Below are 22,384 nucleotides of genomic sequence, written 5' to 3' on the forward strand. Positions count from 1 at the left end.
TCAGACCCTGTTTGGGAAATGGGGCTAATTGTTTCCCGCGAGCGTGTAAAGAACCTCGGGCCCTTCGGTGCCGAAATCACCGGGCCGCATGCCCAGAATCGGCGCCAGGCGACGCACGATATCGGCAGCGACCGGAGCGGCAGTCAGACCGGCCGTGCGGAACGAGGTTTTGTTGATAATCGTTGTTGGCTCATCAAGCGCCACAATCAGAACGTATTTCGGGTTCGCCGCCGGAAATACGGATGCGAGCGTCGAGATCACCTTGTCGCGGGCATATCCACCGCCCGGGAGCGGCTTGTCGGCCGTACCGGTTTTACCGGCAAGGGCATACCCCTCGACATCCGCCTCGCGGGCGGTGCCACGCACCATGACCTGGCGCATGATGTCACGGACCTGCCGCGATGTGCGCTCGGAGATGACCTGGGGGTTGTCGGTTTTGTCGATATTGGGGTTTTCAATGAACGACGGCTCGACCCGGTATCCGCCATTGGCAATGGTTGCGTAGGCGGCAGCCAGGTGCAGAGGCGTGACGGAAATCCCGTGTCCGTAGGAAACGGTCATGGTTGTCAGCTCCGACCACGTACGGGGCAGGATTGGGGCGGAACTGGAGCTTTCGGCCAGTTCCACGCGCAGGGGTGTCATCAGGCCGAGGTTTTCGAGAAACCGACGCTGCGCGGCTCCGCCCTGCTCAATCGCAATCCGCGCCGTTCCGACATTGGAAGATTTGACGATGATATCCTCGACGGAAAGCTGCGGGCCGTAATCCTTGAAATCTCGGATGCGGTACCGGCCCCATTTCATCGGACTTTTGCTGTCGACCATGGTCTGCGGCGCGACAAGTCCGGTTTCCAGCGCAAGGGCAACCGTAAAGGGCTTGAACGTGGAACCAAGTTCGTAGCGCCCCTGCAATGCGCGGTTGAAGAGCGGGTTATCCGAGGGATCGCCCTCGAACAGTCCGGTGGGGCGATTGTTTGGGTCGAAATCAGGCAGGCTCGCCATGGCGCGGATCTGACCGGTGTCGGCTTCCATCAGAATACCGACCGCACCCTTGGCGTTCATGGTTTCCATGCCCTCGGCCAGGACCTCCTCCATCGCGGTCTGCGCGGCGAGGTCAATGGACAGGACCAGGGGCTCGTCGGTTTTTTTCGGGTCGGTCAAGCGGCTGTTTAGACCGAGTTCAATGCCGGCACGGCCAAGAACCTCCGCGGAATGGACACCCTCACGCCCGTACCTGGCACCGCCGAGCGTATGCGCGAGGATGCGGCCATTGGGATAGAGACGCGACTGACGGCGACCGAACAGGAGGCCGGGTTCCCCGAGGTCATGGACCAGTTGGTGCTGTTCCGGGGAAATGGAACGCTCAATCCAGAGAAATTTCTGAGATCCGGTGAAATCCTCAAAAAGCTCCTCCGCATCGAGATCTGGGAATATCCGCGCCAGACCATCGGCGGCAGCACGGGGATCCACCATCGATTTGGGATGGGCGTAGAGGGAGGTGGTGGCGACATTGGTTGCAAGGACACGGCCGTTGCGGTCGACGATGTCCGCACGGTCGCTGAGAATGGGATTGGCAAGACCGGCGGACCGCTCCGGTTCAGGCTCGGACGCGGACACGCGGGCCATCTGAGCGGCCACGAGACCAAAGCCAAGCACAAACGCGCCACCAAGAAGCACGAGGCGGCGTTCGGCCTTGCGGCGTTCGGCCTTTTGACAGGCGGCAAGACGGGCAGCACGTTCCTGGGCCTCGATCCGATCGGGATCGACGCCCTGATCACGGGCCTGGAGAATTCGGGCGAGCGGTCGCAGGGGGCGGCGGATCATTCGTTTTCTCCGTCTTTGCTTTCTTCCATGGCGGCCTCGACCAGGTCGGTGACGTCAATTTCCACCGGCGGGAAGGCAATCATGGCCACGTTGCCAAAATGATCTGGCTGAAGGGGGACGAGCTGAAGCTGCTCGTTGTGCTCCTCCACCATCGCGCGGAGGCGCTCCGGGCGGTTGAGGTAATCCCACTCGGCCCGCAGAACCTCGAGGGCCTGCTGTTCATGGCGGATTTCACGCTTCAGCGCGTTGTTGCGACGCAGCCCGTCCTGGGCCGCATAGTTGACCTTGTAGGCCCAGGTGGCACAAACGCCCACGAGCACGACGGCTGAAATTTGAAGAACCAGCCTCATTTCGCGGTTCCTTTAGCGGCGACACGGGGCAGACCAAGTTCGCGCGGGTCGAGGGTTCCGGCGGGCGCATCGGTACGGCGGGCGACCCGCAGACGTGCGGACCTGGCCCGGGGATTGGCGGCGATCTCGGCGTCATCGGGGCCGGTTGCCTTGCGGGTGACACGCTCAAACCGGGGCTCATCTGCTTCCTGCACCGGCGCATAACGGTTGCCGCGCGGCGCATCGCCGGAACGCATCTGCATGAACCGCTTGACCATACGGTCCTCAAGCGAATGGAACGTGACGACGGCCAGATAGCCACCCGGCGCGAGCGCGGCTTCGGCAGCCGCAAGACCGCGGGCAAGTTCGCCAAGTTCATCATTCACCGCTATACGCAGCGCCTGAAAACTGCGGGTTGCGGCGTGGGGCTGGCGCGGCTTTGGACGGGGCAGTTTGCGTTCGATCAGCGATGCAAGCTGCAGCGTCGAGGTGAAGGGCTCTGCCTTGCGGGCCTCGACAATGGCACGGGCGATGCGTCGTGAGGCGCGTTCCTCACCGAGCTGAAACAGGATGTCGGCCAGTTCGCCCTCGGGTGTCTCGTTTACGATGTCCGCAGCGGTGCGGCCCTCACGGGACATCCGCATGTCGAGGGGGCCGTCCTTCTGAAAAGAAAAACCGCGATGGGCCTGGTCGATCTGCATGGACGACACCCCGATATCGAGCACGACACCATCGGCGTGCGGCACCCCGGCTTCCGCCACCAGTTTGTCGAGATTTCCGAACACGCCCTCAACCGTGGTGAGTCGTCCGGAATAGCTTCCGATCCAAGCGTCGGCCCGCTCAAACACTTCGGGGTCACGGTCGATGGCGATCACCTGGTCGGCACCGGCCTCCAAAAGCGCACGGGAATACCCCCCCGCCCCGAAAGTTCCATCGACCCAGGTGCCGCGAATCGGAGAGGCCGTGTCGAGAATCGGTTGCAGCAGCACCGGGATGTGGGGGGAGACATCCGCCATCATCATGCCTCATCCCCGTACATCGCCGCATCGAGAAGATCATGCATGCTGTCCTGAAGGGCCTCGCCCTCCTCGCCAGAGGTGGCCTCGGCATCAAGCGCGTCGTAATCGGCGCTGAAGCGCTCCTCCGACCAGACCTCAAAGGCGTCGCCCATGCCGACAAACTTGGCCTGATTGGTAATGCCCGCCTTTTCCCGACAGTTCAGCGGCAGAACCAGGCGACCGTTGGGGTCCACCTGGAGCGTAACGGAATTGGCCTGATAACGGAGCTGCGCCAGGCGCTTTTCCTTGCCCTTTCTGGGCATCCGCGCGATAGCTGCGGCGATCTGGCGGGACTTTTCTACGGTCATGCCCTCCAGCATCTGCTGGTCCGACAGGCCAAGAACGAGGACAAAACGGGGGCATTCGCCATCGGTGCAGTCCGGATCACCCTCAGCAAGCACACGCCGAAAGTCCGCGGGAATCGATACCCGGCCTTTCGGATCCACCTTGAAGGTGTGTGCCCCGTTAAAGTGCCCAGTCAAAGGCGTTACTCCTGCCTTTCGTTCTCTCAAAAAACAAAAGGTGAGTCGTGCTACCTGTTTGCACGACCCACCCTTTAGTCCGTCTCAGGCCCCTCGACCCAACTGCGCCACTTTCTGTGGTCTGCCCGATTTTCCACCAAGCCGGATCTTTGCCCGTAAGGAAGATGGCGTGCCCGTATGAACCTGCTCTTTTATGTTTTTGGCGTGTTGCTATACCGCCGCCTTCCATGGGGATTTTGGTACCATGGCCGGACATGGTTTTCAATGGATTTTTGTGGTACCCGCCATGGAAATTCGGAAATTATTAAATTGAATCAAATGAATTCAGGGCGAAATTCCAGCTAAAAATCCATATCTGGGCCAATCGAAATTTGCACTCACAATATCCAGGTAAATCCGCCTGATCAGCGGCCGGCAAAAAAAGAAGCTAAAGTTGTAGCCATGCACGACCAGAAGCCGAATTTGCCGCCAGATCCGGCCGCGTGCACCGGAATACCATTGAGGTACCATGAGATTCACCGGGAATCCGCGTGGATGGCCTGTAAGCCGGATTTTGTTGCGAACCGTTGCCGATCCGCCGATGACCATTCATCTGGGTCCGCCGTTGCCGACGCACTCTGGCAGCCACCCGGATCACTGGGGCCGGAGAAGCCCCGGGGGTCCAGCCCCCACGTGATCCCTACTTGGCCTTGCTCCTGGCGGGGCTTGCCGTGCCGCTCCCGTTACCGGCAGCGCGGTGGGCTCTTACCCCACCGTTTCACCCTTACCCGTGGCTGACGCCGCGGGCGGTCTGTTCTCTGTGGCGCTTTCCCTCGGGTTGCCCCGGGCGGGCATTACCCGCCGCCATTTCTCCACGGAGTCCGGACTTTCCTCGACCCGTAGGGCCGCGGCCATCCAGCCATCCACGCGCGCCCGATGTAGAAGTGGCTCGCGCTCGCGTCAATCGGCCAGTTGCGCAAAACGGCTGGCCCGGACCGCCGCCATCGCATAAACAGTGCGCGCACAGGAGCGCCCCATGACCCAGGACATCGACAACATGGACCCCAACCCTCCGGAGCCGCCGCGACTGCGGCAGCTTCGCTGGCTGGTCAATACTCTGATGGTCACACTGATCGTCGGGTTCGTTGTGATTGTTGTGACACTTGTGGTGAAACTGAACGCGACCGGATCCGGCATTGAGCTTCCGCAGGAAATCCTGATCCCTGAGGGCGAAAGCGGCCGGGCCGTGACCATGGGAACGGGCTGGGTCGCGGTCGTTACTGTCGATGAGAACGGCCAGGAGCGCGTGCGCGTGTTTGACGCGGAGACCGGTGAGAGCCGGGGCATACTCCTTGTTCAGCCCTGAACTCCCCGGTTACGGCAGCGCGGCGATTCCGCACTGCGGCCAGCCGTACCCCCAGCGCCAGGGCAAACCGGAGCAGGGCTTCCCGCCAAGCCGCACGGACAGATACATGCCATCCGCGATGCGGGCGTAAATCGCGTGTAGTTCCTCCACGGTCAGGCCATATTCCTCGGCCACCTTTTCCCGGCCGGATTGAGTAACCTCCGTGACGCATACCCTCAACTCCCGATCGGCCGCGAGCCGGGCGGCATGGCTCTGCGCCGGCTCAGGGTTTTCGCCACCAAGGTAATAGGCCCGGTCGTGGGTCACGCAACAGGCTTCCCACGGCGGCTGCCTGTCATGGACCTCAACGAACCGGTCCGAAACCCCTGCAACGAGTTTCCAGATATCCGACATGCCACCGCTACAGCCATCGGTCGTGAACGGTGCCAGTTGATTGGCGGGGTTCTCACGGACATCACGCAACCAGTCGTGGGAAATCAGTTCGACCTCGCGCTCCATGGTCAAAAACAGTCCGCCGTCACTCGACGCATCCGCAGCGGGACGGCCGGGAAGAACGCAAAGGAGCAGTGCGCATGTAGCGGAGAGAATTGCGTCCCGGTTCAATTGGCTCTTTTCCTCAAAATCAGCTCCGATGCACTTGGGTCTGGGCCGCCACACCCCAAACCCCGGCAACTGAAATGTAAACTGATGCAAAAGAAAAAGAAATGTGGCGACCTCTCAACCATTCAGTTCGGCACAAACGTCCACCTGGAAGCTCCCACCAATGCCTCTTGCGTTGGCTCCGGCAAAACCGGATATTTGCGCAATGAGTCTGCCCCCTGGTTTTCTGGAAGAACTTCGCAACCGTGTCCCGATCTCACAGATCGTTGGACAGCGCGTGATCTGGGACAACAAGAAGTCGAAACCGTCCAAGGGCGAGTTCTGGGCGCCCTGCCCTTTTCATCATGAAAAGACGGCCTCGTTCCACGTTCAGGACAGCAAGGGATTTTTCTACTGCTTCGGGTGTCACGCCAAAGGTGATGCCGTGACGTTCCTGCGCGACAGCGAGAACATGGGCTTCATGGAAGCCGTTGAGGCCCTCGCCACTGAGGCCGGCATCCCCATGCCTGCGCGCGACCCCGCGGCGGCGAAGAAAGCTGCGGAGAACAAGGGACTTGCTGAGATCATGGAGGCCGCGGTCCAGTTTTACCGGATGCAGCTTTCCACGGCACGGGCGTCAGAGGCCCGGGCCTATCTGGAGCGGCGCGGACTAAAGCCCGAAATTGTGGACCGGTTTGAGCTGGGCTTTGCCCCGGACAACCGGCGCGCCCTGCAGGACCACCTGCGGGACAAGGGGTTTGACCAAAGCCGAATGGCTGAAGCCGGTCTGATCGGAATTCCTGACAGCGGCTCGCCATACGACCGGTTTCGCGGGCGGGTCATGTTCCCAATTCGGGACGCTCAGAAGCGTGCGATTGCGTTTGGAGCGAGAGCGCTGAGGGACGGTCAGGAGCCGAAATATCTGAACTCACCGGATACGCCGCTCTTCGATAAGGGACACAGCCTATATAATGTCGGACCGGCGCGTGGTGCCGCGCATCGCGCGGGCACGCTCATTGTGACCGAAGGCTATATGGACGTGATTGCGCTGGCGAGTGCGGGGCTGGATCATGCCGTAGCGCCCCTGGGTACGGCGATCACGGAGCATCAGCTACGGATGATCTGGCGTCTTTCGCCGGAACCGGTCGTGGCGCTCGACGGTGACAAGGCCGGACTGGCGGCGGCGCACAGGCTGACGGACCTCGCCCTGCCAATGCTTGAACCTGGCAAGGCTTTGCGATTCGCGATCATGCCGGCAAATCAGGACCCTGATGACGTGATCCGCGCGGGTGGCGCGCAGGCCATGCTGGATCTGATTGAAGGCTCAAGGCCGATGGTCAGTCTGCTTTGGGCCCGGGAAACCGATGGCCAGGTCCTCGACAGCCCGGAGCGGCGCAGGGCTTTGGACAAACGACTCGCGACACATCTCGACAAAATTCAGGACCGCGGCCTGAAGGAACATTACCGCCAGGAATTCCGCGACCGAAGGGCGGAGCTGTTTGCACCGAAGAAGAAAGGAGCCACCGGGAAGAGCGGCGTTTTCCAGCCGCGCGGGTTTGGCCGAAGAGCACCGGCCGGCCCCACCCCGGCACTGCGGGCTTCGTTTCTGGCGAGCGCAGCGGTTGATGCGGCCTCCGCGGGTCGGGTCTGTGAATGCGCCATCCTGATCGGGTGCATCAATCACCCGGACCTCGTCGCGGAGTTTGAGAGCCGCCTGGAAAGCGTCGAATTTTCGTCAAATGATTTGAATGAAATCCGTGACGCACTCTTGTCAGGGTACGAAAAATCCCTATCTCAGCCTGATCCTGCTACCGCACTTGTTGAAATCATGGGACAAACACTCGGTCGGCCGCCTTTGGTCAGCCTGATGGCTCCCGGAATCGTTGGGGCGAACCGCCACCTGAGCGCGAAGGCAGATCCTGGGACCGCGATGCGGGCCATAGACGAGGAACTGACGAAACATGAAGCGCGTACCGGTCGCGCTGCGGAGATCAGGGATGCGGAACGGGACATTCTGTCGGCGTCCGATGAGAAACTCACCTGGAGACTTCAGCAGGCAACCGAAGCGGATCACCGGTCAGTCAGGTCACCCTTGTCGGAGGACATGGACGTGAGGTCTCAGGAAGAGGAAAGGATGTCTTCCAGTATTCAGGAACTCCTGGACCGTGAAACCTGGAAAAAGCGTAAAAATCGCTAGACCCGTTGCGAATCACTGATTCGTAAGAGACAAGGAATAAACACCCGATTCGTGATTCGTATTGGGACATTACGGAGTCGATCATGGCCGACAAAGACGACGTCGACAAAAAAGCCGACGTAGCACAGGACAGCCCGAGCGCCGCGCTGGACATGAGTCAGGGTGCCGTCAAGAAGATGATCGCCCAGGCAAAGTCCCGCGGCTACATTACCTATGACGAACTGAACGAGGTTCTTCCTCCCGAACAGGTCTCTTCCGAACAGATCGAAGACATCATGGCGATGCTCTCGGAGATGGGCATCAACGTCATCGAAAACGACGATGCCGAGGACGAGGACAAGCCGGACGATCAGAGCACCGAGGCCGACACCGGTGGGTCGCGTGAGCTGACCGTATCGTCGACGTCGAACGAGAACCTTGATCGGACGGATGACCCCGTTCGCATGTACCTCCGCGAAATGGGGTCGGTTGAGCTTCTGTCCCGTGAGGGCGAGATTTCGATCGCCAAGCGGATCGAGGCCGGTCGCAACACCATGATCGCCGGGCTCTGCGAGAGCCCCCTCACCTTCCAGGCCATCACGATCTGGCGCGACGAGCTTCTCGACGAAGCGATTATGCTGCGCGATGTGATCGACCTCGAAACCACGTTCACCGGCCAGATGGACACGGACGACGAGGAAGGCGCGGACGAAAGCGTTCTTGGCGCCGTCAACGGCCTCGACGCCAGCGCGGCTCCCGCTCAGAAAATGAACGGAGCCCCGGCCCCGGAAAAACCGGAAGCCAAGTCCGAAGGCGGCGAGGACGCCGGTGAAGGTGGCGAATCCGACGACGATGAGGATGACGACGATCAGGGCAATCTGTCGCTTGCCGCGATGGAAGAGGCGCTGAAACCGCAGGTTCTCGAAACGCTCGACCGGATTGCGGCAGATTACGTGCGTCTGGCTGAAATGCAGGATGACCGTATTTCCGCCACGCTGAACCATGACGAGAGCTTTTCTCTCAACCAGGAGCGGGAATATCAGCGGCTGCGCGGGGAAATTGTTGAGCTGGTGAATTCCATGCACCTGCACAACAACCGTATCGACGCCCTGATCGACCAGCTTTACGGCATCAACCGCAAGATCATGTCGCTCGACAGCGCCATGGTCAAACTGTCGGATCAGGCCCGCATTAACCGCCAGGAATTCATCAAGGAATACCGCGGTGCGGAGCTTGAGCCCGGCTGGCTCGACCGGGTTGGCGAACTGAAAACACGTGGCTGGGACCGCCTGACCGGTGAACTGCGCGACAAGGCTGAGGATATACGGTACGAAATGGCCGAAATCGGTCAGTTCGTCGGCCTCGACATCTCGGAATTCCGCCGCATCGTGAACCAGGTCCAGAAGGGTGAGAAGGAAGCCCGTCTCGCCAAAAAGGAAATGGTTGAGGCCAACCTGCGCCTCGTGATCTCGATTGCGAAGAAATACACCAACCGCGGGCTGCAGTTCCTCGACCTGATTCAGGAAGGCAACATCGGCCTGATGAAAGCCGTGGATAAATTTGAATACCGTCGCGGTTACAAGTTCTCGACCTACGCAACCTGGTGGATCCGGCAGGCGATCACCCGGTCCATCGCGGACCAGGCCCGCACGATCCGTATCCCGGTCCACATGATCGAGACGATCAACAAGCTGGTCCGCACCGGGCGTCAGATGCTTCACGAAATCGGCCGCGAGCCGACGCCGGAGGAACTGGCTGAAAAGCTGCAGATGCCGCTTGAGAAGGTTCGCAAGGTAATGAAAATTGCCAAGGAACCGATCTCCCTCGAGACGCCAATTGGCGACGAGGAGGACAGCCAGCTTGGCGACTTCATCGAGGACAAAAACGCGATTCTGCCTCTGGACAGCGCTATTCAGCTGAACCTGAAGGAAACGACGACGCGGGTTCTGGCTTCGCTGACGGCCCGTGAGGAGCGTGTTCTGCGAATGCGGTTCGGTATCGGAATGAATACCGACCACACGCTTGAGGAAGTGGGTCAGCAGTTCAGCGTTACGCGTGAGCGTATCCGCCAGATTGAGGCGAAAGCGCTGCGCAAGCTGAAGCATCCCAGCCGCTCCCGCAAACTTCGGTCCTTCCTCGACCAGTAAAAACGGCCACTGCAAGGATCTGAACTGATGTCCCTTTTCTCACGACTGTTCGGCGGTTCCGGCCCCAAAGCCCAGGAGACGGAACCGGAAATCTACAAGGATTTCCGGATTTACGCCGAACCGGCGAAGGAAGGGGGCAGCTACCGCATGTCCGCGCGGATCGAGAAAGACATAGATGGGGATACCAAAACCCACATGATGATCCGTGCAGATACTTTCGACTCAGCCGATACCGCCGTCGAAATGTCGACGGCGAAGGCTAAAATGCTGATCGATCAGCAGGGTGTCGGCATTTTCAGCTGACGCCATGACCGGGCATACACGAAAATCCAATCGCCCCATCATCCACAAGAAGTTTGTTGGGGAGGGTGTCGTTCTTCACATCACATACGACGAGCAGGAATATATCCTGCCCCATGATACGCTGGTGGAATGGGTCGAAAAAAACATAAATGCGCTAAACACCGTCAGTTGGCAGGAACGCGGCGTGTACAGTTGGCCGAGACCATCACAGGCGATGCTGGCATTCCTCGAAAAGTTTCCAGCCTGATTTTCGTTGATTAACCGATGGTTTTGTTTACCAACTGGTCCCATCGTGGCTCAGCATCGAGTTGACATTGCAAATCATTACGCAGGAAACGGCCGGCCCCGGCCTTTATGAGATCACCGGCAAGGTTCAGCGGCACCTCCAAAACGGGAGCGGCCTGCTGACGCTGTTCATCCGCCACACCTCGGCATCGCTTGTGATCCAAGAGAACGCGGACCCGGAGGTTCAGTCGGACCTGAAGAATTTCTTTGATCGACTGGTTCCCGACGCGAACCACCCCTCCATGGCCTACCTGACGCATACCTATGAGGGGCCCGACGACATGCCGGCACATATCAAGGCGGCACTTCTGCCCACCTCTTTGAGCTTACCGGTGGACCGGGGCAAATTGGCACTCGGAACGTGGCAGGGAATTTACGTGATGGAACACCGTTCGAGGCCGCACCGTCGCGAGATCGCCATGCAGTTTTCGTCTTCCCAATAGATAGCATGACCTCAATGCCGGAATTCACACTCGCCGTTGTCTGTACCGAAGATGGCTTCATCGCGCGCGAACCGGGACATACGCCTGGAGACTGGGCGAGTTTTGAGGAGCAGCAGCTGTTCCATTCCCGGGTCAGCGCGGCGGACTGGTCAATCATGGGGCGTGGCACACATGAGGCCGTGGACCGGCCCGAAAGGCGCAGGATCATCTTTTCGTCTTCTGGCGAGGGTACGTGGCGGCGGCCAAACCAGATCTGGGTCAACCCGGAGGGACTGACCCCCTCTGATCTTCCGCAACTGGTCAACGGCCATCACCCCCTGCGGTTTGGGCTAATCCTGGGTGGTACGGCAGTGCATGACTGGTTTTTGCACCACAACGCCATCAGCAAGATTTTTCTGACCATAGAGCCCGTGCGGTTTGGTGAGGGCCTGCCAGTGTTCACCGGACAGTCGCGCTACGGGCCAGAGGAAGAAATTCTCAAACGTGGTTTCGTTCGGGTATCCGACCGGACGCTGAACGAGGCCGGAACAAGGCTGATGACGTTCCGGCTGGTGCCGAAACGAACATCGGCCTGAATTTCCCACCTGGCATGCCGCGGTAGAAAGCAGGTAGACGCGCTTTAAGGGTTTCGAAACGGGATAGCCCTACGCCGGAGAGATCATTTGATCAATTTTCGGGAAGAACGGGATTTATGGCACCAGCAACGGACACGTCCTGGGATTGCGGGGAACTGCTCGTATCGCGGACGGACAGACGCGGTGTCATCCAGTTTGCAAATGCAACTTTCCAGCGGATTGCCGGGTTTACGACAGAGGAACTTGTCAACGCCCCCCATAAGATCGTTAGGCACCAGGACATGCCCCGCGGAGTGTTCTGGCTGCTTTGGCACAACCTGCTTCAGGACAAGCCCATAGGCGCTTTCGTCAAAAACAAAACGAAGAGTGGCGGGTATTACTGGGTTTTTGCAGTCGTGGCTCCGCTGCGCGACGGTTTTATCTCCATGCGGATCACCCCGTCTCCCGCGATGATCAGAACTGTCGAGCCGCTTTACGCCAAAATCCGCGAAATGGAAGCCTCCTCCCAAATGGAACCGGCAGAGAGCGCCGAAGTTCTGCTGGAAAACCTGAAAGAAATGGGCTTCCCGGACTATGAAGCCTTTATGGCAAGGATGCTGGCAGCCGAACTCGCCACCCGGGACACGACACGGGACATCCAACCGGACCGAAATGTGACGAACCTGCTGGATGTCGTCGACAACTGGCGCGGCGTGGGACAGGAGTGCGACAGGGTTTTCGAGGTTTACCAGACCTTCGGGCCAACGCCGTCCAACATGCGGGTGCAGGCGTCCCAGCTTCGGGAAAAGGGCGTGGCCCTCAGCGTCATCTCGTCCAACTTCGCCGAAATCGCCAATCAGATTAACGAAGGTCTGGGCGAGTTTGCCGCTGCGGGCGACCATGTGACAGGATCGATTTACAACAGCCTGTTCCTGTCGGGGGTCACCAGGCTTTTACACGAGACCGAAGAAGCACTGCGCGAGGAAGGTGGCGTCGACGATCAGGAGCTGGAGATCATTGCGGACCAGCAAAAGGTTTTTGAGGAGAAATCCCTTTCCAATCTACGTGAAGTCGTCGCGCGCCTTCGGAAATTCATGACGCAGACGGAACTCATCAAACGCGAACTCAGTGGACTGTCCACGACGCGCGTGATGTGTGCCATCGAAAACGCGAAGATCAACCAGACCGGCGGCAACAGCGTCGCCTCGATCATCAACGATCTTCAGGGGTTCCAGAACACGGCGGATGACAGCCTGTTGGCCATCCGCGGGCGACTTGCAACGATCAACCGCAACATCAAAAACAGCCTGCGGGCTTAAGGCGGGCCGGCCGGTCGCGCTGAACGCAACAGGCCGAAGCCCGAAGTTTTACTCCGTGCCAGCGGCCGCGTAGATCATGTCGATCATCCGCTGGTTGCCCTTCGAGAATTCGAGGGTACAGGCGTAGTCGGCTCCATCGAATACCGTGGCGTGGAACGCTTCCATCTGGAACCGGTACTGATCCGCGCGGGGGAAACGCTCAAGCGTGATGACGCCATCCGCATCCCGCAGCTCAAGCACCTCATCGCCATAGGCGCCGGCATTGAACGGGGCATGAACGGTCAGCCAGCCCCTGTCACCGTGGAAGGTCACGCTTTGGCGCGGCGCCATGCGCATTGAGACATAGAAATCCATGTTGAAGCCCGGAAATGCGGCCTTCACCCGGGCGGTCGCGTCGATGCCCATGTCCCAGTCGATCTCGGCGTCGATCCGGTCAGGCTCCTCACCGGTCACAAACCGCGTCACCACACTGGGATAAACCCCGATGTCACGCAGCGCACCGCCGCCCTGCCCCGGCATGTTGCGGATATTGTCCGGGTCATCATTAAAGAAGCTGAAGGCCGCCTGGACGTGATTGAGTTTGCCGATCGCTCCCGACTGGACAAGTTCCCGGGCGCGTACCCATTGCGGGTGGTGGGTCACCATGAATGCCTCGGCCGCAAATTTACCGCTGGCATCGCGTGCGGCAATCAGGCCGTCGATCTCATCCGCACTGAGGGCGATGGGTTTCTCACACAGCACGTGTTTTCCGGCTTCGAGACATTTTTTAGTCCATTCCACATGCGCCCCGTTGGGCAGCGGAATGTAGATGGCATCAATGTCATCATCAGCCAGAAGGGCGTCATAGCCCTCGATTGCACGTGCCCCGTAAGGCGCAGCCATTGCAGCGGCCCTGTCCACGTCGCGGCTGGCAACGGCGGCAACGTGTCCGCGGTCGCTCATGTGGATGGCGGGACATACCCATTCGCGGGCGATTTTTGCGGCGCTCAGGATTCCCCAGCGCATGTTTTTTTCAGACATGTATACCTCCCCTGTCGCGGCGGAGGGTATAACCGGTGCCCGGGGAAGGCAAAGGGGTTCACCGGATTATTTATACGTTTTCAGTACTGCGGAGGGGCCGCACCAGTACCCGCCCAAGCTACAGAATGAAATCCGACCGGTGATAGTCTGAGGCCTCCACCGATCCGTCACGGATCACGAAATAAAACTCCGCGCGCGCGTCGCCGTCGATGTTTCCAAACACCAGGGTGTTCGTTGTGTTGCTGTCATCCTCAAGCCAAAGATCACCACGCCCGGTGCCCTGGTTGAAGGAGAATGACTGGTCACCGCCGGAGATGTTGTTGGCATCAATCTCCGACACATCGATCACATCACCATCAGCTCTGCCAGCTTTCTCAAACGCCGCCACCGAACCTCCCGGCCGAAGAATGTCGAAATCGTCCGGTGTGGAATCGCTTACGTCCAGGAAGACGAACGTATCATCTCCCTTCCCGCCCTTGATTATGTCGGCACCCGCGCCGCCCGTGATTTCGTCATGGGCGTTTCCACCATAGAGCCGGTCCCGGCCGTTATCGCCTGTGAGCGTGTCGCTGCCTTTGCCGCCCAGAAGCCTGTCCGAACCGCTACGTCCAATCAGCTCATCCCGGCCCTTACCGCCTTCAAGACGGTTCCTGGCGCCGTTGCCGACAATCCGGTCGTTCCCCTCCCCGCCCAGCGCGTTTTCGATCAGCGACCGGCGGTCATCATCATATTTCAGAGCATTGAAGATGTTGCCGCGGGCGCTCTGCTGCGCAAAATCGCCGCCAATGTCGGCGAGCTGTTTGTTGCTGAAGACCGAATGCTTTCCCGGACGCAAATCGATATCAACACCCCGCTCATATCGCGAAAGGTCGTAGGTATCGGTCCCGCCACCGTCCCAGATCGTGGCGTAGATCCGGTTGGCACCGGGATCGATAGCGGTCTCACCGTCGATTTTGGTCTTTCCGCTCTCTGGTTTCCACGAATAGACCGTGTCGCCGGAGTTGGTGTCGTAATTCGCGCCGTAGAGATGCTGAAGTGCAGCAATATCCAGCATCATGTAAGTTTGCGGCCTGCCCCAGAATTCCGGCGACACCCTCGTGCCGTCACCGAGATCCTCGCCGACATAGCTCCTGTAGGTCATGACGGTGTATTCATTGCTGTCGTATTTGTTGGGGACCGCACCGAACTCGGACTCCTCATGACCATGAAGGAGGCCCAGCGCGTGCCCGATTTCATGGAGCATTGTCAGGTGATCATCGTTGCCCTCTTCCGGCTCCACACCGATAGTGCCGAAGAACACCCTCCCCGCCTCGCTCGTCGTTCCCGGCAGATAGGCGTAAGCCCCGCTATAGTCGCCGCTGTTGGCGGCAGCGATATCGTCGTTCGGATTGGCCGCATTGCTGAATTCGAACTCGAGTTCAGTGAAGCTCTCCACCGAAAAGGCTTCCGCATAGGCGTCCGCGCCATCGAAGTCACTGTCGAGGATGGATTTGTAGTAGAAGAGCTGTCGATTTGATAGCGGCGAGAAGTCCTGAAATTCGGCACTGATGTCATTTTCGTCCCAATCGGAGAAAAAATCGTCAGCGTAGTCATCCGAAGATGTCGGCGCGCTGTAGGTCAACTCGTCGCTCGACCAGCGCCAGGCGGGCAGAATTCCATCTATGCGGTCATCACGGCTTGAAGATACTGGTCGAACGGAAGACTTACTGACGGCACCCAATTACTCTCTCCTCACAACCTCCGTTTCGAAATGCGGTGAAACGGTGGCGGGAGGATACCCGTTTTTGGGATTGGCCGCTACGGCGCTAGAGTATGAAATCGTCCGCGGTGTAGTCCGAAGCCTTCACACGTCCGTCATCCAGATAGAGCCGGAACTCGGGCTGATCGTCCCTGTCCGTATTGCCATAAACGACCGTGTCGCCGTCGACGTTTCGCAGCCACAGATCGCCGCGTCCCTTAGACGTACCGAAGCTGAACGCCTGGTCGCCGTTCCTGCCGGTATTCGCGTCGATTGAGGACAGATCGATCAGATCACCATCCGCTTTACCGACCCCTTCAAACGCATCAGTTGAGCCGTCCGCACGGATCACGTCTGATTTCGATTTGCTGGAATGACTGGCGCTCTTGAACCTGAAAATGTCATTGCCTGAACCTCCACGCAGGACATCGGCGCCCTTACCACCGATCAGGACGTCGCGACCGCCATCGCCATAAAGTCGGTCATCGCCGTTACCACCGTCCAGAGTATCCTTCCCGGAGCCCCCATGGAGCTTGTCTTTTTGGTCGTAGCCCTTGAGGCGGTCATTGCCTTTGCCAGCTTCCAGTTTGTTTCTGGCCTGGTTGCCATAGAGTTTGTCGTTATTGTCGCCACCGATTGCATTTTCGATCAGCGACCTCTCATCCCCATCGTGGAGCATGGCATTAAAAATGTTTCCGCGGGCCAGACCGTCGTTCTTGTCCCCACCGATTTGCGCGAGTTGATCTTCTGAAAAGACCGAATACCGGCCGGGCCGAAGATCGACCTTCAGGCGGGTGTCGTATGCTGACAGGTCAAAGGTGTCCTTACCATCCCCATCCCAGATTGTGGCGTAGATCCGATTATCGCCCGGGTTTATCGCAACCTCACCATCGACCTTTGTCTTCCCGGTCGACGGCGTCCATTTGTAAACCGTGTTGCCGGCATTTGTGCTGTAATTGGCGCCATACATGTGCTGCAGGGCCGCGATATCCAGCATCATGTAGCTTTGCGGCTCGGACCAGCCGTCAACCAGCGTGTTGTCCGCCGGCCCCTGACCCACATAGGAGCTGTAAGACATGACCGTATATTCGCGCGTGTCATGTTTTCCAGGAACGGCACCGTAGCCATTGTCCTCATGGGGATGGGTCAGGCCCAGCGCATGGCCTATCTCGTGCCTCAGCCCCATCATGTCGTAATTGCCGTCCTTGGGCTTGTCCCCCACACCACCGAGCCAGACATCGCCGCTCATGGCCGTGGTTCCGGGCAGATAGCCAAAAGCACCGGCAGTTTCACCCGTGTTCCCGACCTTGATCACTGCGTTCGCCGGGTTGTTGGCCTCAAGATCAAATTCGAGTTTGGTGAAACCTTCGACCGAAAAGCCTGCATGTGCCGCGTTGGACCCGGAATAGTCGCTGTCGAGTATTTTTTTCAGCGCCTTGAACTGGTTCGAATCCAACGAGGAGAAGCCGTCTTGGTTCGTAGGCGTCCCGTCGCCATCAAGGTCAGCGCTGTAGCTGAAACCATAGTCTGAAGATGTAACGGGCGCTCCGTAGGTCAGCGTCGACGACGACCAGCGGTACACATCCAGGATGCCGTCAATGGAACTGTCGCCGGTGTCCGCAACGGATTTAATTCCGGATGCTCCATAGGCCATTTACGCGTTCCCTGTTCTCCGTGACAACCGGCGAACGGGGCTGTCGCCGGAGCCCTGGATCTGCTCACAGGAGGATTAATCCGGCGTGAATTCAGGGTGTTTTGGGATTCGTCATGGTTAATGACAGGTTGCGGAACCGCAGGTTTTTGGGGCCAAAACAGCAAAAAGGGCGCGGATGTTTCGCGCCCTTCGTTTATTTTTGGGAACTCGGCCGGGTACCGGCTCAGTTCATACTCGGGCTCAGCCCGCGCTCGCTGGCGAGTTCGCGCATCTTTTTCTGAAGCTTCTCGAAAGCACGAACCTCAATCTGGCGAATACGCTCCCGACTTACGTTGTAAATCCGCGACAGGTCCTCAAGCGTAACCGGCTCCTCCTTGAGGCGGCGCTCGGTCAAAATGCTCTGCTCACGCTCATTCAGCGTGCCGATCGCTTCCATCAGGAGTTCCTGGCGGCTCTTGTATTCATCCTGTTCGGCATAGGCCTCTGCCTGGTTGGCATCCTCATCCTCGAGCCAGTCCTGCCACTCGGCAGCACCCTCACCGTCGGTGTTGATCTGCGCGTTCAGGCTTGCATCCCCGCCGGACATGCGCCGGTTCATGGAGATCACCTCGGACTCGGTCACATTCAGGTCGCTGGCGATTTTTGCCACGTTTTCGGGACGAAGCTCACCATCCTCAAGAGCACCAATCCGGCTTTTGGCCTTGCGCAGGTTGAAGAACAGTTTCTTCTGCGCGGCGGTCGTACCGAGCTTCACGAGGCTCCACGAGCGCAGGATGTATTCCTGAATGCTGGCACGGATCCACCACATGGCATAGGTCGAGAGCCGGAAACCCTTTTCCGGATCGAAGCGTTTGACCGCCTGCATCAGGCCAACATTTGCCTCCGATACCACCTCGGAGGTCGGGAGACCGTAACCCCGGTAGCCCATGGCGATCTTTGCAGCGAGGCGCAGGTGGCTGGTCACCAGCTGATGTGCGGCGTTGCTGTCCTGGTGATCGACCCAGGCCTTGGCCAGCATGTATTCCTCCTCGGGTTCCAGCATCGGGAACTTACGGATTTCCTGCATGTAGCGGGAAAGCCCATGCTCGGGAGAAGGTGCCGGTAAATTTGTATAGCTCACTGTCTTACCTCCTTGGAAATCCATCCGGGTCTTTCCTGCCCTCGAGTGGACTCCTCTCGTGTCTGATTAATATTATAGTGCCTGTTACATATATTTAAACGGCGGGATCGGGATAATCCGTCGAAAAAAATACAAGGCACTGATACTGCTTCGTTTTTGGAAGCGAAATCCCGTTCAATCAAACGTGAAGGTGGTTGAAATCCGCTCCATGTGTACCAGAAACCCGCCTGACGGCCATTTGGTTCCCGCTAGATGTAAGCGTCTACCGACAGCAGGACGCCACGGTGTACCCGTCCGGTACGGTGCCGGATATTTCCAGCACGAGTTTGCGTCGCACCGCCTGCGCGAACGTGTCGCGCCCCTCCGCCGTGACCATGAACGCGGCGGGTCCACCAATGATCCGCGTCGCGTATTCACGTTCCAGATTGGCGCCCGCCCGGCGACCGTCCTCAGGCCGCAGAATCGGCAACGCATTGATGGTGATACCCGCCGCCAGCACCTCTTCCCGCGCCTCGGCGATCGGCGGGCCGTAGGAATTCCCGATGCTGTCGCCGGAGAAATCAATGACAGCCCGTGGCGCGAAGATCCCGTTACCCTCGATCAGGTGCTTGCCCTCCAGCAAAGCCGACCCTATTGCATTGCGACCGAAAGCCTGGCGGGGTGGTGCGGCAGCCGCATCGGCAAAGGCTTTCGCGCTTTCCGGCCCGTCAATCACCATCCAGTCCACAACCACAGCGGTATTGGTTGCCCACTCCACATATGTCACCGCGATATTGCCATAAAGCGACCCGGTAATCGCTGACAGCACCAGCGGGTCCTGCATTGCGGCGGCATACCCCTGGCGCTGAAAAGCCAGTTCCTCGGAATCTATAGAACCGGATGCGTCCGCCAGAAGAACAAGTTCAAGACCCACCTCCTCACGGTCCTGCGCGAAAACGGCACCTGCGAAGAATAATGCAATCAGCGTTTTAAAAATCGGCATGGCGCCAAACCTAATCCGGTTTGACGCCATCTCGTTTTGAAAATGCCGTGAGCGGCGCGCTCATCAGCGGTTACAGCGTCTCCTCAAGCCTGTCCGTCGCTGGTGCCGGTGTCGGAGAAAGGGCCGACACCTTCGCGCGCAACTCCGCGGTCATGGGCACATCAAGCGCATTGAGCGAGGGTTTCAACTGCTCCACGTTCCGGGCACCGATAAGCGGCGCTGTGATTGCCGGGTGCGAGGCAACCCAGGCAACCGCCAGACTGACCGGATGCCATCCATTTTCCTCAGCGAACTCCGCAAATTCACCGGCCACGTCCCTCATCCAGTCCGGCCCGTAGCGTTTGGCGTACATGTTGTCGGTGCTGATGCGACCGTCCGGCTGGCCCTTGCGGTACTTGCCACTCAACAGACCACCACCCACGGGGCTGTAGGGCGTTACGGCCATATTTTCAGCCAAAGCCAACGGAAGAATTTCCACCTCGGCCTGCCGTTTCACCAGGTTGTACATGGGCTGTATTGCATCGAACCGTACCAGGCCCTCACGGGCCGAAATGCCCAGCGCGGTCGCGATCTGCCACGCCGCCCAGTTCGAAACGCCGAGATAAAGCACCTTTCCCGATTTCACGAGAAGGTCGAGCCCGTGCAGCGTCTCCGCAATATCAACGGCTTCGTCAAACCGGTGAACAAACAGCACATCGACCCGGTCGGTCCCGAGCCGGCGTAGGCTGTTCTCGACGGAAAGCGCAATATGCCGGCGGTTGAGACCGCCCTCATTGCCGGGAGACGGAGACCCGACCTTGGTGGTGATGACCAGCGCGTCGCGCTCATGGGCCATCAAACCACCAAGGATCTCCTCCGCCCTGCCATCGGAGTAGACATTGGCGCAGTCAAAGAAGTTGATACCCGCATCGCGGCATGCGGCATACAGGTCCTTCGCCCCCGCCTCATCGGCCTCCCGACCGAATGACATGGTGCCCATGCAAAGCCGGGAGACGTTAACTCCCGTGCGACCCAGAACTGTGTTTTCCACGGATAGGTTCCCCCGAATTTGTTTGCTTCACCGCCAATCCGGTGTCAGCCGGCGATATCGGCCAACAGCCGGTCCCATTCCGCCGGTATGTCCGCAGCCCGCTCCTCACCGGTGCGGCGATACCACCAGTTGGCATTGGCCAGGTCGCCCTCAATCCAGTGGGACAACGCATGGACACGGTCGTGATCCCTGGATCCCTCGCCCATCTGACAAATCGAATGGGCCTTTTCCCATTCCGGTCCCATTTCCAGATTACCCTTTTTGAGCCACCAAAGCGCCTGTACCGGCGGCGAAAGCGATGGATCAGGCGCGTCGGCGTCCAGATTGAGTGAAGTCGCGGTTGTCATGTCAGTCCTCCCCTGAGTTGCCGACACAATGCCGCCCAGCGCTGCGGCGTCAACCCGAATGCGGAAAAGGCCTGGCCGTCAGGCGGTGATGACACGATACGTGTTGGAAACCAGACCGGACGGAAAGCTTTTCACATCGGTCAGTTCCAGATCGATATCCCGATCCACCGCACCGAAAAGCCCCCGCCCCTCACCAATCAGGATCGGGATCACCGTAACCGTCATGTCGACGATCAGCCCCGCCCGCAGAAAAGACTGAATGACCTGCCCGCCATCCACATAGGCCCGCTTCCACCCGCGGGATTTGAGGCGTTCCATCAGGGCCTCCGGCCGTTCGCCGGAGATTTCGACACCGCCCCGCAGCCGTTCGGGAATGTCGTCCACCGTCATCGAGGCACTCATTACGACTACGGGCACCTTGTAGGGCCACGGATCGAATTCCTGCACTGAGCGGAAGGTCCCGCTCCCCATCACCAAGCCATCCATGCCCGAGATGAAGGCATCAAACCCGTGGTCTTCCTCCCCGGTGTCCTGTCGCAGCAGCCAGTTAATGGAACCGTCCGTACGCGCAATGAAGCCATCGAGGCTCATGGCGATGAAAACATGGCCCGTTGTAAGATCTGTCATGGTCACAATGCCCTCAGGTCCTCAATAAGGGCCCGCATGTCGTCCGGGAAGTCAGCCTGAAACCGCAAGTTCACAGCTGTGAACGGGTGAACGAAACCTAAAGTTTCCGCATGGAGCGCCTGTCGCGGGAAATCCCGCATGAAGTCCGGCCCCCCAACGCGACCATAGACACGGTCGCCCACCAGGGAATGTCCGGCAAAGGTCATGTGCACGCGTATCTGGTGCGTCCGGCCTGTTTCCAGGCGGCACTCCACCAGCGACGCCAGGGGCCGGTCACCGCCGAAGCGTTCCAGGACACGCGCACGCGTGACCGCGTGTTTGCCACGGGATGCCAAAACCGCCATGCGTTTGCGGTCGCCGGGATGGCGTCCGATATTGCCCTCGATCCGCAGGATGCCGCCGCTTTCCCAGCTCACGCCTTTCAGACCGGCCAGCCTCGGGTCCGACCTCTCCGGCGCTCCTTTGACGACCGCCAGATAGCGGCGTTCCAGATCATGCGCCGCAAACTGTTTTGCCAGCCCGTGATGAGCAAGGTCCGACTTGGCGACCACGAGCAGACCACTTGTTTCCCGGTCTATACGATGAACAATACCGGGACGAACCGTGCCGCCAATTCCGGACAGGCTGTCACCGCAGTGATACAGCAGGGCATTGACCAGCGTACCGGTCAGAGCACCCGCCGCAGGGTGGACAACCATCCCCACGGGCTTGTTGACGACAATCAAGTGCTCATCCTCGAAGACCACATCCAGCGGGATGTTTTCAGCCTTTGTCTCCAGGGGAACCGCGGCTGGCATGTTGATGAGCAGGACCGCACCGGGCTCTATTTTTGTACGGGCATCAAGCAGGGTGGTCCCGTCCTCGCGCGTCACGGCTCCCTCGCCGATCAAGGCCTGAAGGCGGGAGCGGCTGAGACCGGAATTGTCCGGCACGGCGTCGGCCAGTGCCTTGTCCAGGCGGGGCGCCGGATTGTCGCCTATTTTGACCTGAATGACGTCCGGCTGTTCCGACACGGGGGCCTCCGA

22 protein-coding genes and 1 other RNA gene are annotated in these 22,384 nt (G+C 59.4%); 8 read left to right on the forward strand and 15 right to left on the reverse strand.

The genetic code is table 11. The annotated features are described in order from the left end of the window. Nucleotides 1–24: 24 nt before the first annotated feature. From ACP15P_RS04100 to rnpB, 5 genes are all read right to left on the reverse strand, one after another. Complete coding sequence (locus ACP15P_RS04100) at nt 25–1,821, reverse strand: peptidoglycan D,D-transpeptidase FtsI family protein (RefSeq protein WP_424927221.1); 1,797 nt, start codon at nt 1,819–1,821, stop codon at nt 25–27. Next, nucleotides 1,818–2,171: a cell division protein FtsL gene (gene ftsL / locus ACP15P_RS04105; protein ID WP_424927222.1), complete on the reverse strand. Its 354-nt coding sequence runs from the start codon at nt 2,169–2,171 to the stop codon at nt 1,818–1,820. The genes ACP15P_RS04100 and ftsL overlap by 4 nt, the downstream gene beginning before the upstream one ends. Further along, on the reverse strand, nt 2,168–3,172 hold the full coding sequence (gene rsmH / locus ACP15P_RS04110; RefSeq protein ID WP_424927223.1) for a 16S rRNA (cytosine(1402)-N(4))-methyltransferase RsmH: 1,005 nt from the start codon (nt 3,170–3,172) through the stop codon (nt 2,168–2,170). Before rsmH ends, ftsL begins: the two co-directional genes overlap by 4 nt. After that, nucleotides 3,169–3,720, reverse strand: a complete 552-nt coding sequence (locus tag ACP15P_RS04115) for a division/cell wall cluster transcriptional repressor MraZ (RefSeq protein WP_424927224.1) — start codon at nt 3,718–3,720, stop codon at nt 3,169–3,171. Before ACP15P_RS04115 ends, rsmH begins: the two co-directional genes overlap by 4 nt. A 496-nt stretch (nt 3,721–4,216) precedes the next feature. Beyond that, nucleotides 4,217–4,596, reverse strand: an RNA gene (gene rnpB / locus ACP15P_RS04120) — RNase P RNA component class A. Nucleotides 4,597–4,705: 109 nt separating this feature from the next. On the opposite strand from rnpB, the gene ACP15P_RS04125 reads away from it, so the two are divergent. Further along, nucleotides 4,706–5,035: a DUF6476 family protein gene (locus tag ACP15P_RS04125; RefSeq protein WP_424927225.1), complete on the forward strand. Its 330-nt coding sequence runs from the start codon at nt 4,706–4,708 to the stop codon at nt 5,033–5,035. A gap of 9 nt (nt 5,036–5,044) precedes the next feature. Here the strand turns inward: ACP15P_RS04125 and ACP15P_RS04130 are convergent, their stop codons facing one another. Beyond that, nucleotides 5,045–5,638, reverse strand: coding sequence for a hypothetical protein (locus ACP15P_RS04130; protein WP_424927226.1), 594 nt, complete (start codon nt 5,636–5,638; stop codon nt 5,045–5,047). A gap of 202 nt (nt 5,639–5,840) precedes the next feature. Here ACP15P_RS04130 and dnaG point away from each other — a divergent pair, with 202 nt between their 5' ends. From dnaG to ACP15P_RS04165, 7 genes are all read left to right on the forward strand, one after another. Further along, nucleotides 5,841–7,811, forward strand: a complete 1,971-nt coding sequence (gene dnaG, locus ACP15P_RS04135) for a DNA primase (RefSeq protein WP_424927227.1) — start codon at nt 5,841–5,843, stop codon at nt 7,809–7,811. Between the two features lie 83 nt (nt 7,812–7,894). After that, complete coding sequence (gene rpoD / locus ACP15P_RS04140) at nt 7,895–9,937, forward strand: RNA polymerase sigma factor RpoD (protein WP_424927228.1); 2,043 nt, start codon at nt 7,895–7,897, stop codon at nt 9,935–9,937. 27 nt (nt 9,938–9,964) lie between these two features. Further along, entirely contained in the window at nt 9,965–10,240 is a 276-nt protein-coding gene (locus ACP15P_RS04145) for an HlyU family transcriptional regulator (protein WP_424927229.1), read from the forward strand. Between the two features lie 4 nt (nt 10,241–10,244). Further along, complete coding sequence (locus tag ACP15P_RS04150; RefSeq protein ID WP_424927230.1) at nt 10,245–10,487, forward strand: hypothetical protein; 243 nt, start codon at nt 10,245–10,247, stop codon at nt 10,485–10,487. Nucleotides 10,488–10,554: 67 nt separating this feature from the next. Further along, entirely contained in the window at nt 10,555–10,968 is a 414-nt protein-coding gene (locus ACP15P_RS04155; RefSeq protein WP_424927231.1) for a secondary thiamine-phosphate synthase enzyme YjbQ, read from the forward strand. A 14-nt stretch (nt 10,969–10,982) separates the two neighbouring features. After that, nucleotides 10,983–11,543, forward strand: a complete 561-nt coding sequence (locus ACP15P_RS04160) for a dihydrofolate reductase family protein (RefSeq protein ID WP_424927232.1) — start codon at nt 10,983–10,985, stop codon at nt 11,541–11,543. A gap of 116 nt (nt 11,544–11,659) precedes the next feature. Beyond that, a complete protein-coding gene (locus tag ACP15P_RS04165) occupies nt 11,660–12,841 on the forward strand; it encodes a PAS domain-containing protein (protein WP_424927233.1) in 1,182 nt (393 codons plus the stop codon). A gap of 48 nt (nt 12,842–12,889) precedes the next feature. Here the strand turns inward: ACP15P_RS04165 and ACP15P_RS04170 are convergent, their stop codons facing one another. From ACP15P_RS04170 to ACP15P_RS04210, 9 genes are all read right to left on the reverse strand, one after another. Beyond that, the gene (locus ACP15P_RS04170; protein WP_424927234.1) at nt 12,890–13,861 is read right to left on the reverse strand and encodes a Gfo/Idh/MocA family protein; all 972 of its coding nucleotides are present in this window, start codon (nt 13,859–13,861) and stop codon (nt 12,890–12,892) included. A 118-nt stretch (nt 13,862–13,979) separates the two neighbouring features. Further along, nucleotides 13,980–15,581 (reverse strand): M10 family metallopeptidase C-terminal domain-containing protein, encoded by a 1,602-nt coding sequence (locus tag ACP15P_RS04175; protein ID WP_424927235.1) that lies wholly within the window; start codon nt 15,579–15,581, stop codon nt 13,980–13,982. Nucleotides 15,582–15,666: 85 nt separating this feature from the next. Further along, nucleotides 15,667–17,253: a M10 family metallopeptidase C-terminal domain-containing protein gene (locus ACP15P_RS04180; RefSeq protein ID WP_424927236.1), complete on the reverse strand. Its 1,587-nt coding sequence runs from the start codon at nt 17,251–17,253 to the stop codon at nt 15,667–15,669. Between the two features lie 223 nt (nt 17,254–17,476). Beyond that, entirely contained in the window at nt 17,477–18,373 is an 897-nt protein-coding gene (gene rpoH, locus ACP15P_RS04185; protein ID WP_424927237.1) for an RNA polymerase sigma factor RpoH, read from the reverse strand. Between the two features lie 262 nt (nt 18,374–18,635). Then, the gene (locus ACP15P_RS04190) at nt 18,636–19,355 is read right to left on the reverse strand and encodes a DUF1194 domain-containing protein (RefSeq protein WP_424927238.1); all 720 of its coding nucleotides are present in this window, start codon (nt 19,353–19,355) and stop codon (nt 18,636–18,638) included. Between the two features lie 70 nt (nt 19,356–19,425). Beyond that, entirely contained in the window at nt 19,426–20,385 is a 960-nt protein-coding gene (locus ACP15P_RS04195; protein ID WP_424927239.1) for an aldo/keto reductase, read from the reverse strand. Between the two features lie 44 nt (nt 20,386–20,429). Further along, the gene (locus ACP15P_RS04200; RefSeq protein WP_424927240.1) at nt 20,430–20,732 is read right to left on the reverse strand and encodes a hypothetical protein; all 303 of its coding nucleotides are present in this window, start codon (nt 20,730–20,732) and stop codon (nt 20,430–20,432) included. A 78-nt stretch (nt 20,733–20,810) separates the two neighbouring features. After that, nucleotides 20,811–21,359 carry a dihydrofolate reductase family protein gene (locus ACP15P_RS04205; protein ID WP_424927241.1) on the reverse strand — a complete coding sequence of 183 codons (549 nt, stop codon included), beginning with the start codon at nt 21,357–21,359 and terminating at the stop codon, nt 20,811–20,813. 2 nt (nt 21,360–21,361) lie between these two features. Next, on the reverse strand, nt 21,362–22,372 hold the full coding sequence (locus ACP15P_RS04210; protein ID WP_424927242.1) for an RluA family pseudouridine synthase: 1,011 nt from the start codon (nt 22,370–22,372) through the stop codon (nt 21,362–21,364). Between the last annotated feature and the right edge of the window lie 12 nt (nt 22,373–22,384).

It is taken from the genome of Amaricoccus tamworthensis (assembly GCF_049800875.1).
Lineage (GTDB): Bacteria > Pseudomonadota > Alphaproteobacteria > Rhodobacterales > Rhodobacteraceae > Amaricoccus > Amaricoccus tamworthensis.